This window comes from Haladaptatus sp. DYF46 (genome assembly GCF_021083305.1).
Lineage (GTDB): Archaea > Halobacteriota > Halobacteria > Halobacteriales > Haladaptataceae > Haladaptatus.
On the sequence record NZ_JAJFAY010000011.1, the window covers coordinates 20,194 to 32,740 of the forward strand.

Sequence of the window (12,547 nt, forward strand, 5' to 3'; positions counted from 1 at the left end):
CAGTTATCCAGCATCGGCGGGCGTATCGAAGTCGTGGAAGTGTTCTCCCTTCTCTTTACTCAAGATGTCGAGGGCCGCCGCACCACCATCACCGGCAGAGATGACTGCTTGCCACTCTTGGTCACGAACCATTGCACCGGTAGCATAGACGTTTTCGATACTCGTTTCCATGCTCAAGTTGACTGAAACAGTTCCTGAATCGGTGAATTTACAACCAAGTTGCTCGGCACTATCGCGATCGGCACCAGTTGCTAAAACAACGTATGTTGCGTGATGCTCGCCGTCATCAGTCGTAATCTGGAACCCATCATCGTCCTGTTCGATGTTTGTGACCGCTGTTTCAAAATGTTGGGTGACACCGTACTCGTTGACTTGCTCACGAGCCTTCTCCATGTACTCGGTACCATCAATACTCTCGATTCCTAAGTAGTTGAAGAGGTGTGCTTTGTGCATCCATGTTTCATCAGTATCGAAGACAGCGGTATCGAGACCATTTTTTGCCGTAAACAATGCTGTGCTGAGTCCAGCGGGACCGCCACCGACGATTGTTACATCCGACATAGGTAATAGTACGGTTGATTTCGCATAAATCTACTCCCAATAAAGATACGACTGTGGTTTCAAGAGGGTAGCATGACGAAACAGAAATGATTTATTTACTGATCATATAATGAGAGGTGAAAATGGGCGCGGTTGAAAATCTCTCGTCGGACGAAAAACAGGCATACGAGCTAATCAATTCGCAAGACAGCCTTCTCCAGAGTGACCTCTGGAAAGCACTCGATGTAACAAGTCGCAAAGGGAGTCGACTTGTGACATCACTTGCAGAGAAAAATCTCCTCACACGGGAACAAATCACGAAAGATGGACACCTAACATACAAACTGGAGCCAACGAACAACAATGTTTCTTCACTAGCACAAAAAGAGCGTGATAACGCGGATAATATCCCAAACAAACAGTCAGACGGATCGCTTAGTATTCGGGAAAATCGTGCCCTGGAACTGATTACCAATCAGAACGGCATCTACCAAAGCGATCTGTGGAAAGAACTGGAGGTGAGTAGCCGAACAGGGAGTCGGATAGCAACTAGCCTAGAGGAAAAAGAGAAAATTCGACGAGAGGAAACAACGTACAACGGCCAGCGAACGTTTCTCCTTCTCCCGATGAAAAAAGAACTCGACTTTTCACTGCTCATGGCGGGCGACATGCTCTCTCCGCTGTTCAGCAGTGAAGACGAATCCGATCCAATTGACTCAGACGCATTTACACAATGGGTTCTGCAGCTTTCACAAGAAACGCGGTGATTTCATGATCGAGTTTCGGTGGTGGGAGTAAGATTTAGTAGTTAGCCGGATCGATGAGTTCTCGGACCTCAATTGAACACACGGCTAGCAGAAGTCACCAATCCTTTTAGACAACCAGCACTGTCAGCTATTCGTATGTCAGTGAGTAACAGCGTTTTCGTACATCAGCAAAGGAGAACCCGACATTTATGAGATCATTGTCTTCGAGTCGTGTGAGTGCATAGCGAACCGTCCGAGCCGGGAGCAGGGTTTCATCAGCGAGTTCAGCCGGTGTGAGCGAATCGTCGTTGTATTCGAATACTTTTGCAACCAATTTCGCACTTGGTGGGAGCTCGGACAGCACGTCTGCCGGTGGTCTTGTTTTTGGATCGTCTGTGTCGTCTGGAGTAGAGGCAGATTGTTGCATTAGTTACCAGATGTAATTAGACCTCAAGACACTGTTGATATGGCAGAGACGTCTGTCGGGATGAAGCTGATTTTCTACCGATATCGTTGCAGTGGTGTGAAGAGGAATGTGAGGGATGGGATTCGAACCCATGGACGTCTACACGAGCAGGTCTTAAGCCCACCGTCGTTGACCTAGCTTGGCAACCCTCGCTCATTGGGCGATTACGGCGGTCAGAATAAGTGAGTCACTAAGTGGGAAAGCGCTAAGCAATGGCGTTGTGCCAGAAGCAATCAATGAAACCCTTTGTGAGGAGAGAACGCGGAGTTGTTTGGGTGCCCACGTTGATCGATCTATGCCGTTTCATCGGTTGGCACCGTAATGGATCACGGTTAGAGTTTGGTTTTGAGAGACTAGTCAGAATGTCTTTTTCTGGTACGTCCATTGGTTGGGTTGCTCGAGGAAACTCGGCCACTACCCCTGTCGAAGTAACGTCAGGAGCGCAACCTCCCTCGACAGGGTAGCTGTAAACGCAGTTTAGATCGACTACTCGCTTACCATCCGACCCACAACATCACGAATTCCGTCCACACGGGCCATGATCCCACAGTCATGCTGCCGGGGTAACCTCTCGGGCCGGAATTTCCCTCCAAGAGAATGCAAAAAGACACCACGGCGGTAAATACGAATTCGATGTAACCTCATTGGTGGTTGAAGTGCCTATACCGCTGTTGGTGGATGAAGAAGTCCGAGGTCACTCGTCGTCTTGCAGCGCAGCTGCAATCGCTTCGAGCTCTGCCTTCCGGAACGCGTTTGACGTTTCGTCTGGGTTATCGTCGTTCAGTTCGCCAATTTTCCAGAGGATTCCAGCCCGCATCTGAGGTTTAGATGGGAGATTGTTCGTGTCGATATCGTAGTTGACAGCCGCACAGAGTGCTGCAAGAGCTTCTTTCGTGAACGCTGTCGATTCAATCCGTTCGTGTCTCCCGACAGCCTGTCGAATGTCGTTGCGAAGTTCGTTGACTGTTTGTGACATAAGTACAATGCTGATGGGAGTTGGCATGGCGGTTCTGGTTTCTCCTGTGATGGAACCATCCAACAAGCACGCTGAGATTCATTGTGGCCAGTGCTGTTGTGGGAAACTGTCACCGCGATCTGTTGGGAAGGGAATAAGGATGGTCGACTGCCTGTCTTAACAGTCGTCTTGGGAATCCTCTTCGCTAGACGAGTTGTCGGAATTGGACTCTTCAGAGCCATCGCTTCCCGAGCTTTCGCTTTCATCCGATTGGGTATCGTCCGAAGAGTTATCGCTCGACTCGCTGTCGTCGGTTGTTTCATCCGACGTGGACTCGTCCGAGTCGGATTCTGTCGTAGTATCCTCCTCTTCAGTAGTGGTTGTCTCGTCTCCGTCTGTCGTGGTCGTTTCGTCTTCAGGGGTAGATACTTCCTCTTCAGTTGTGGTCGTCTGGTCGCCGGTGTTAGCTTGCCCGGTGCAGATCGCAGGATCTTCCACGGGGTCGGGAGTAAGGAGTGCAACGACGTCTGAACCGTCATCATTCAGTCGGTGGTTTTCGTTATCAAACGTGACGTCTGCACCCTCAACTTCTTTTGCGCCTGTCGCCACTTTCAGCGTACTGTTCGCTTTGAGCACTGTCCTTTCAGGGAGTGCGTCCCGCTGATCCTTCTCGGGGTTCATATACTCAAACGCAACGACGTAGTTCGAGAGATCATAATCAGTATCTCCGTTGTTGACGAAGACTACGTATTCGCCCTCGGGATTCACCTCTTGTACTTCGATATTCTTTCGGTGACTGTCTCCAATGACGGTGGTCGTCCCAAACCCACTGAGTGCCAATACGCCAAGTCCGCCTAACATTTTCCGTCGACTAATCGCCATGCAATAGCCGAGTTGTTAACTCATGGTAAATACTTCCTGGGAGGAGATTACGAATGAGAACAACTAAATCAGCTCAATAACTAGTGAGAGTTTATGAGAATATGCTTAGTCAATGATAGCTATTTAGCTACTATCGGTCGCTCCACCGTCGTTGATCATAGAGTTTTTGTCAAAAAAGCTCATTGAGTTGATATTCCGTATTCGATTCTATAATATACGTCCCGTCTTCTTCAGTCAGGATCCCATTCTGAGTGAGATGATGAAGATGTGCATGTGCCTCGCCGGGTCCATGAAGGATATGGACGCCACTCAAATCGCCAAATAGTTCTGCGCTGACCGTCCATGCGTCTGCTGGGGCAGAATCAGTGAGAACCTCGATAATTCGTTCACTTCGCTCACGGTGATGATTGATGATCTCCTGAGCACGCGCTTTTGGATCGGTGATGATATGTCTGTGACCAGGATACGCCCGATCAAAGTCTGCATCTCGAATGCGACGGAGCGTTGCAAGATACAATTCAAGTGGATTTGACACGCGTACGTCTGCTCCACCGACGTTTGGTGTATAGCGTGGTAGGAGAGAATCACCGGCAAACAATTCTTTCTCATTTTCATCTTCCAGTACATACCCAATGTGACCGAGAGTGTGCCCAGGAGTCTGAAAGACAGTTAGCTGTTGATCGCCGATAGGAATAATATCACCATCGTCGTGAGAGATTAGATCAGCGGGATCACCACGAAGGTCCGTAAGTTGTGTTAAAAATTCGAGCAGCTCTTGGCGTGCACCTGCTGGCATTCCAGAACGGTCAAAAAATGTACGCTGCTGCTCATTGAAGCGATCAACTGCTTCTGATTCTCGTTCAATAAGAGGGGCATCGGCGGAATGTGCGTGGACTGTTGCTCCACTCTCACGTTGGAAAGAACCTGCAAGGCCAATATGATCTTCGTGGTGATGGGTTAATAGAATATGATCCAAATCAGCCACACTCAGACCGTGATCAGCAAGACTTGTTCGTAGGGCTTCCTCTGATCGAGATGTTGAAACGCCGGTATCAATGAGTGCAATCTCGTTTCCTTGGAGTAGATAGGCGTTGTTTTTTCCTTCGAACTGGGTGTTGCTTAATTCTATAGTATCGATATTCACAATATTTATAAGGTGCGCTATTGATATAAATGCGTTGATACGAGAACGGATCAAGTATTGGGAATTTCACCTTATTAGCTTCGACTATCGAATATAATACTATTATCCACGGCGGGTGGAAAACAAAGAGACTTGTCAATCCAGCACAGAACTCGACCGAGAACTACTCAAAGAGAAGGTAAGATGCTGAATCTTGGATTTTGGAATCATAATCGTACGCAACATTAAAGAACCGTGTCTCTTTCGTTCACTAGAACTCAAGAGATTGTAGAGAATGCCTGGAAATACCTGCACAATCCCGATGAGCGGATCATTGAGCATTCATGAAGGATAGTGATAAACTCGTGTGCGAATATCACAATATATACTCTAGAATGAAAAATATTATAAGCATGTATAATTTAGATAGAGTATGTCTGGAATATATTCAGAAGACATGGTAGTTGGTGACACGCGGGAATTCGGAAGTCATACAGTGGAAGAAGAGGAAATGATCGAGTTCGCAAAAGAGTATGACCCCCACCCGTTCCACACTGGCGAAGAAACTGATAAGGAATCAATATTTGATGGACTAGTTGCTAGTGGGCTCTATATGTCGTCAGTCACCCAACGAATGCTCATTGAACACCTGTTCCGTGATTCACATGTTATGGGTGCACTCGGTATGGATAATCTTCGATGGCACCACCCTGTTCGTGCAGGAGATACACTTTCTGTAGAGACGGAAGTTGTCGAAACTAACCCGATAAATGATGACCGGGACATAGTAAAAATTGAAATAACTACTTCTAACCAAGACGATACTGAAGTAATGTCGTTTGTATTCCAGACAATTTTTAAACGAAAGGATGAGTTGTAATCCCCACAGTTCTCACGGATGATCAACCGATAAACAAGCTATTCTTGCTGATCGAGTTTTACCTAATTAGCAAGTAATCGATTGATGTTCTTAGAAAAGATTTGTTCTTTTTCTTTTTTGGGAATATCCATTTGCAAGACCGCATTATCAGTCACCGACGTAGTGATCTCACCACCTTCAATATCAAACGGCATATCCGTCCCAAAGACCATGTTTTCTGGTCCATAAAACTCGTATGTAGCCATTAGAGCCGACGTCGACCCCATCGTCGCGGTATCTACGTTGAACATTTTGAAGTAATCCAAATAAGGCTTCGACAAAGATTCTCCATACTCAATTTCCGTAAATTCCTCGAATAACTGGTAGATGTGCTCTATTCGTCCGTCGAAGAGCGGCGTCATACCTCCTGCATGGTGAACGATAAACTCCAGATCTGGATATCGTTCAAGTACTCCGCTGAACACCAATCGGGCCATTGTCTTTGTGGTCTCGAAGGGCCAACCAAACATCTGCCAGATGAGATATTTTGATTCAAGTTCGCCCACGTAATCCGGCTTTGATTTTGGTCGCTCTGGATGCAACCAGATTGGAGCATTAAGGTCTTCTGCAGTTTCGTAGAGTATTTCGAACAGAGGAGTGTCGATAGGCTTTCCAGCTGCTTCGATATGTGCATCATCTCCACTTCGGTTATCTACTGACGTGTATAAGAGAACGCCTGAAAGGCCGAGATCGAGAATAGCACGTTCAAGTTCCGTTACCATCTCGCTGGGATTATTCATCGGAATCATCGCAATCCCATCAAACCGATCCGGATGATCATTTACGACTTCTGCGACCCCGTCGTTTGCACTACGAGCTAACTCAGCGGCACTAAACGAATCTGCGACTGTCTCGACCGCTGGTGAAGCGGGTACTAAGATTTGCCTATCGATACCATGTTTGTCCATAAGCGTTAATCGCGTTTCAACATCTGTCAATAGATCAATATTATTTATAAATTCAGAAATGAGATAGTCGCCACCAGTATGACTTTCTAACTGTTCGTAATACGGCTCGGGAACGATATGTGCATATGCATCTATCTTTTCTACCATATATATTATTGAAATAGAATACTATATATGTCTTACTATATAAGGTACATAACTATATTAAAGGCACTGTCTAGTTAAGCCAGTTTGAGAAGCGAGCAGTTCGTTGATTTAGTGCTTTGCTCAACCAAGAACTGCTCAGCGAGACGTTAGAGACCGCGAATCTTGAATGTTGGGAGCGTGAACGGACGGCGACGCCCGTTAGGGCGTTCGCCGTCCGTCTCCACGCGACCGGTTGTTCACTCAGAGAAACAAAAGCAATTCTTGCGCTCTTTGGCGTAAAACGGTCGCACCAAGCAATCTTTCAATGGGTCCATCGGATATCTGACAGCGTCTCCGACCCGCCGTCGGCAGCGCCGACGCGGGTCGCGGTGGACGAAACCGCTGTCAAAATTAACGGCGAGTGGTCTTGGGTGTACGCTGCAATAGACACAGAAACAAAGTTACTGCTTGATGTCAAAGTATTTGATCGGCATGGGACCGATCAAGCGGCTGGGTTTCTGTCTGGATTGGTCGAGAAACATGATCTCTCTGACACTGTGTTTCTCGTTGATGGCTACGGCTATCGGACTGCCCTCTTCCGAATTGGGTTGCGCGGTCGGCTTGACTACACCGAACGAAACCTGATCGAAAAGTGGTTTCACACGCTCAAACAGCGGATCGACCGCTTCCATACCTCGTGGGTGGGCAGTCGGCCGAGCGTCCAGCGGTGGCTTGAACAGTTTGTGCACTACTATAACCATCAGCGACCGCATCAATCGCTCAACAATCGAACGCCTGTCGAGGAGGAGCTAAACTAGACAGTGCCATATTAAAGAGAATATTTAGCGTATGACGAGATTAGACTAGTGAAGAATGCTAGCGGTGACTGCTTTAGGATAGTTGTATGGTAGTCCTTTAACTAGTTCTCAAGATACGGTCTACTTGTAGGAGGAGACAGAGATTTCTCGCGTATACAATCGAAAACTAGTTCGTTGAGTAAAAACCGCTCGATGCTGAGGCGATCGATATACCGTATCCAATCCGACACTCTAATGATTATTTGGGATTATGGATTAAGAGAGTGAAAAGACCGGCTAAGATTAGTAAAATGTCAGATAATTAACCTTGTTCGGATCCTTCAAGAGTCACAGGACAAACATAAAGATCACCGCTACTATGAACAGTGACTGTATAACCTTCATGGTCAAACATAATTGTTCGAGTGGTATCTTTTCGCAACACACTCGTCGAAGCCATAACTTTATCTAATGCATCTGGGTCAATAGAACGATATAATGGTTGAATATCATCTGTTCGGCAATTTTTGGCATGAGAGATTGTTTTAACAATTGCTTTACTTGGAGAGATAGAGGACCACTCGAACGATTTTTGAATTATTTGAGTTTTTGAATCGGGTGAGCTATTAGCTGACGGGTTTTTCCCTTTCATTCTAATTCTAAACTCCGGATTGGGTGACAATAAGTTTTGTGCAGAAAATGGGCTATTTATAACCACGATGACAATACAAACATATATGAAAACATGATTTATATTAATGGCGTTTATATACCTTCTACAGAAACCACATTATGTTGATTGGTGGTATTAGCCACCAATTATAAGAAATCACCATATATGCGCATCGTCAACGGTACTTCTGCTATGAGCAATGAGCCGATCGTGGAAACGATTACACGAATCATAACTGAAGCTCAAGGAAAGGAACCAACAACGTCACTCTATCAGGTTATCGACCCTGATGCGCTTGAAGATCTATATCGACATTCGTCACCTACTGTGAAATTTGAATATATTGGCTACCAAGTCACAATCCGTTCTGATCGCACCATCACTATAGACGAGTTAGCATAGTTTATCAGATCTACTGCTCAAACTCAAGGATGAGGATATTGTTTCAGTTGAGATCGGGAGGAGAGCTATGGTATCAAATATATGATTAATTAAGAATAATATTCCAAGTATTTTAAATGAGGAGTTATGTTAAAGAGGGTCGCGATCCTGAACAGTGAGTCGAACCTCGAGTATAGCACGCTGACCATCAATACCAAAATCTCGGCGTACTTCTGCAGGTATGCTAAAACGACCTTGGTCATCAACATAGGTAGTGATAGTATAACGAGAAAGGTTATCGGGATATTGTACAGAATCGTCGTCAACGATACAAAGTAGTCGAAGATCAAATTCAACCAGACTTAACAACCCATCAATTCTGAGTGCTCGACGAGCAGGCTTTGTAATTAGTGCCCGACCACGCGGATCAGTGCAAACTGTAACCGCTGTCGAGTTTTCCATCATCACCCTGTTTTTCTCCAACTATAAAAAACTCATCGACCAGTGTGTCATCTGGGATTTAATTGGCGAGTGGTAGAGCAATGGTTTAGAGAGCACGAGATTATGTTCCTGGAGTTAATAACAGTATACACCGAGTTGTCGAGTGGGTCGAGTAGAGTGGCCAGCCTGTCGAGTCGGCTAGTGAAAGTTCGAGAGAATCGCGAGAAGTAAGGCGATTTTGTAGTCAGTAGGACACACACACACCGAATGTCGAGTGAAACACCAATGGAGAGGTGAGAAGTAAACGAAAAGAGCATTAAATTAAGCAAAGTTATATACGTCAAGAAAACCAATAACAACTAGATTAGAGATACCACCAATTTTATTCTTCACCCACATATGTGAAATTATAATAACTGACCGTTTACCTTCTTCTCTAAACGGTTGCCACTCGACATTCGGTGTGTGTGTGTCTAATTAGACGATCATGTGGACACCGGTGGGCGGTTTGACCCATTAATCGACCATCTCACTTGACAGTCCTCCTATGCCACTTGTCTCACTCGACACTGGTGAGCACCCATCTGCTCCACTCGACACGTGGGTGTTGATGGCAGCCTTTCGAGCTATTCCGGGGGGATATTGCTTTAACAACCTCAAAACTAACGTTTTTATGGCCTGCGGATGATTCACTTGACACAACACTCCAGCCAATTGTCACACTCGTCAGTCCGGTACCACTTGACAGCCCACACGGTAAATTTATAAGATGAGAATGAATTGGAGTCAAATGGGAATGGTCCATGAACAAATAAATAGGGACGATTTTTACGTTAAAAGTACAATAAGAAATGAAGTTGTTTAATACCGATATTGATGCGCAAGTATTCCGGGATCGGGACACTTTGCAAGATGATTATGTTCCAGAAGAACTAGCGGGAAATACTCGTGATGATGAGTTACAGCAGCTCGCGGCTGCCCTTCAACCGATTATACACGGTAACGCACCAGATAACGTGATTCTTCGGGGACCAAATGGATCAGGAAAAACTGCTGCTGTTCGTATTGTATTAAATGTTCTCGGTCATGAGATTAATCAATTAGATCAAAGAGAGTTTTCATACCTGATTGTTAACGGATCACAGCACAATACAGGATATCAATTGGCTCGGGAATTGGCTAATAAGCTACATAACGATACGGAATTTAAGCAAGGACATTCATATTCTGCCCTTCTTGATGCTGTCGCTCAGGGAGTGGAAAATCTGAACGGTGCGGTTGTTGTAGCAATTGATGAACTCAGAGATGGCATCGAGGATATTGATCAACTCCTCTACCTCCTTTCTCGAACGTCATCTAATGATGCACTCACAGACAAGAAGATAGGCCTTATCGCAACAACAACAGATGCGTCATTTAAAAATATGCTCTCCCCAAATGTTAAATCTACCCTAGGAAAGCGGACAATCAAATTTGCAGCGTATGACACAGATGACCTCCGAAAAATTCTCGATTCACGAGTCAAGGACGCATTTGCAGAAGAAGCAGTAGAAGAATCAGCTCTCGCACTTTGTGCTGCCCTCGCAAGCCAACAGGGTGGTGATGCGCGATTTGCCCTAGATCTCGTTAAGTATGCAGGTGATATAGCGAGTCAAAATGGGGCCAACCACGTCACCGAGGAAGAAATAGATAAAGCACGAAAACTCTGGGAGAAAGAACATGTCGATAGTATCGTTGCAAACTTGGCGTTGAAGCAACGCCAAGTACTTTATTCGCTTGTAGACCTCGCTGACGTTGATAATATATCCAAACCTCGAACCGCAAAGATCATCAGTTGCTATAATAACGTTGCAAAGAGATCTAAATCAGTTGAGGTAGTTAGTAATCGGACAGTCAGCCGGTACCTGCAAACATTTGTGGATGAAGGCCTCCTCCGCACAGAACTCCATCACCACCACGAAGGTTCTTGGCGCGATTATGAATTAGTTTTCGATGAGGAGTACATACTCGAAGCTCTAAGGGATGATATTGAAAGGGGTAAAATTGCTGTTTCTGATGATTTGTCATGGTGATTACCAGTCTATCAGATTCACGTAGATATCTGTGATGAATGAATATATCTTCTAACATATTGTTGGACGCTGAGCCGATTGCTCACCAAAATATGGAAGCGGTCGATGCGCTGTTTGTGTGAAACTGTTTCTCAATCAGGTTTCGCTCTGTGTAATCGAGCCGATCGCTCAGTCCAATTTGAAAAAGGACAATCCGATAGCCAAGGCTATCGACGAGAAACACAGCCACTTGATCAGTGTCGTGCCGAATAAACACATTGATATCGAGCAGCAGTTTATTTCAGAATTTTTACAATGAACACCCAAGACCATTCGCTCTCAATCTTGATAGCGGGTTCGCCCACCGCGACCGCGTCGGCGTCGCCGACGGCGAGTCAGTGACGCTGTCAGCCAGCCGATGCACCCACTGAAAATTGCTTGTATCTTCCTGAGTGACTACCCAGTTGTGTGGAGGCGGATGGCGACTTTAACGAGATGGCTGTTAGGGTGTTCGCCGACGTCTCACGTTACCAACATTCATAATTCGGCGGCACTGTCTAGTTACTTGACTTCGCACGTTGGAGAAATGTCACTTTGTAACTGATGGGCTGGCTTTTAGAGAAGTATATAGCTACGCCGACCGTATGTAACTCACGAAAAGGGCGTTTTCGGACGCGCCAGGGCCAAACTCCCACGTCTGGTGGTTCCTGCCTGGTGGCAGGACGCGCACCTTCCATGCGAGCTATGTGGACCACTACCGCGTCCTTGAACGCCCGATCAAGTATACGCACCGCGGTTGCTTAGTCTCCACGCTGCCAGCAGGGATGAATTCCACTATATAAACGTGCGAAGTCAAGTAGTTAAGCTCCTCCTCGGCAGGTGTTCGGTTTTCAAGCGATTGATGCGGTCTCTGACGGTTATAGTAATGCACAAACTGCTCAAGCCACTGCTGAACGCTCGGCCGACTGCCCACCCATGACGTATGGAAGCGGTCGATCCGCTGTTTGAGCGTGTGAAACCACTTTTCGATCAGGTTTCGCTCGGTGTAGTCGAGCCGACCGCTCAATCCAATTCGGAAGAGGGCAGTCCGATATCCATAGCCATCAACGAGAAACACCGCGTCCGAGAGATCGTGTTTCTCGGCTAAATCAGCTAGAAACGCAGCCGCTTGATCGGTCCCATGCCGATCAAACACTTTGACATCGAGCAGCAGTTTTGTTTCAGTGTCTATTGCAGCGTACACCCAAGACCACTCGCCGTTAATCTTGACAGCGGTTTCGTCGACCGCGATCCGCGTCGGCGCTGCCGACGGCGGGTCGGAGACGCTGTCAGATACCCGATGAACCCATTGAAAATCGCTTGATGCGACCGTTTCACGCCGAGGAGCGCAAGAATTGCTTTTGTTTCCCTGAGCGAACAACCGGTCGCGTGGAGTCGGACGGCGAACGCCCTGACGGGCGTTGCCGTCCGCTCACGCTCCCAACATTCAAGCGTAGCCGTATCTAAACTCTCTCTGAGCAGGTTTGAGAGTAGCATCAA

Annotated in this window: 12 protein-coding genes and 1 pseudogene; 5 read left to right on the forward strand and 8 right to left on the reverse strand. The window is 46.4% G+C overall.

The window, feature by feature from the left end; all coding sequences use genetic code 11:
• Positions 1–3: 3 nt before the first annotated feature.
• The gene (locus tag LJF34_RS26735; RefSeq protein WP_231189372.1) at positions 4–561 is read right to left on the reverse strand and encodes an NAD(P)/FAD-dependent oxidoreductase; all 558 of its coding nucleotides are present in this window, start codon (positions 559–561) and stop codon (positions 4–6) included.
• Positions 562–947: 386 nt separating this feature from the next.
• On the opposite strand from LJF34_RS26735, the gene LJF34_RS26740 reads away from it, so the two are divergent.
• Positions 948–1,307, forward strand: coding sequence for a MarR family transcriptional regulator (locus LJF34_RS26740; RefSeq protein WP_231189620.1), 360 nt, complete (start codon positions 948–950; stop codon positions 1,305–1,307).
• Between the two features lie 127 nt (positions 1,308–1,434).
• On the opposite strand, the gene LJF34_RS26745 is transcribed toward LJF34_RS26740, so the two are convergent.
• The 4 genes from LJF34_RS26745 to LJF34_RS26760 all read right to left on the reverse strand — a co-directional run bounded on the left by LJF34_RS26745 (position 1,435) and on the right by LJF34_RS26760 (position 4,733).
• Positions 1,435–1,713 carry a winged helix-turn-helix domain-containing protein gene (locus LJF34_RS26745; protein ID WP_231189374.1) on the reverse strand — a complete coding sequence of 93 codons (279 nt, stop codon included), beginning with the start codon at positions 1,711–1,713 and terminating at the stop codon, positions 1,435–1,437.
• A 733-nt stretch (positions 1,714–2,446) separates the two neighbouring features.
• Entirely contained in the window at positions 2,447–2,728 is a 282-nt protein-coding gene (locus LJF34_RS26750) for a hypothetical protein (RefSeq protein WP_231189622.1), read from the reverse strand.
• 156 nt (positions 2,729–2,884) lie between these two features.
• Complete coding sequence (locus LJF34_RS26755) at positions 2,885–3,589, reverse strand: lamin tail domain-containing protein (RefSeq protein WP_231189376.1); 705 nt, start codon at positions 3,587–3,589, stop codon at positions 2,885–2,887.
• 169 nt (positions 3,590–3,758) lie between these two features.
• The gene (locus tag LJF34_RS26760) at positions 3,759–4,733 is read right to left on the reverse strand and encodes an MBL fold metallo-hydrolase (RefSeq protein WP_342765913.1); all 975 of its coding nucleotides are present in this window, start codon (positions 4,731–4,733) and stop codon (positions 3,759–3,761) included.
• 412 nt (positions 4,734–5,145) lie between these two features.
• Here LJF34_RS26760 and LJF34_RS26765 point away from each other — a divergent pair, with 412 nt between their 5' ends.
• Complete coding sequence (locus LJF34_RS26765; protein ID WP_231189397.1) at positions 5,146–5,592, forward strand: MaoC/PaaZ C-terminal domain-containing protein; 447 nt, start codon at positions 5,146–5,148, stop codon at positions 5,590–5,592.
• A 62-nt stretch (positions 5,593–5,654) separates the two neighbouring features.
• Here LJF34_RS26765 and LJF34_RS26770 read toward each other — a convergent pair whose 3' ends face one another.
• A complete protein-coding gene (locus LJF34_RS26770; RefSeq protein ID WP_231189411.1) occupies positions 5,655–6,686 on the reverse strand; it encodes an amidohydrolase family protein in 1,032 nt (343 codons plus the stop codon).
• Between the two features lie 116 nt (positions 6,687–6,802).
• On the opposite strand from LJF34_RS26770, the gene LJF34_RS26775 reads away from it, so the two are divergent.
• Positions 6,803–7,483 (forward strand): IS6 family transposase, encoded by a 681-nt coding sequence (locus tag LJF34_RS26775; protein WP_231189414.1) that lies wholly within the window; start codon positions 6,803–6,805, stop codon positions 7,481–7,483.
• A gap of 301 nt (positions 7,484–7,784) precedes the next feature.
• On the opposite strand, the gene LJF34_RS26780 is transcribed toward LJF34_RS26775, so the two are convergent.
• On the reverse strand, positions 7,785–8,114 hold the full coding sequence (locus tag LJF34_RS26780; RefSeq protein WP_231189416.1) for a HalOD1 output domain-containing protein: 330 nt from the start codon (positions 8,112–8,114) through the stop codon (positions 7,785–7,787).
• A gap of 213 nt (positions 8,115–8,327) precedes the next feature.
• On the opposite strand from LJF34_RS26780, the gene LJF34_RS26785 reads away from it, so the two are divergent.
• Together LJF34_RS26785 and LJF34_RS26790 are read left to right on the forward strand one after the other, a co-directional pair.
• On the forward strand, positions 8,328–8,537 hold the full coding sequence (locus tag LJF34_RS26785) for a HalOD1 output domain-containing protein (protein ID WP_231189418.1): 210 nt from the start codon (positions 8,328–8,330) through the stop codon (positions 8,535–8,537).
• 1,271 nt (positions 8,538–9,808) lie between these two features.
• Entirely contained in the window at positions 9,809–11,029 is a 1,221-nt protein-coding gene (locus LJF34_RS26790; RefSeq protein WP_231189420.1) for an AAA family ATPase, read from the forward strand.
• A gap of 838 nt (positions 11,030–11,867) precedes the next feature.
• Here the strand turns inward: LJF34_RS26790 and LJF34_RS26795 are convergent.
• Positions 11,868–12,544: pseudogene (locus LJF34_RS26795) on the reverse strand (IS6 family transposase); the annotation flags it as partial.
• Positions 12,545–12,547: the final 3 nt, after the last annotated feature.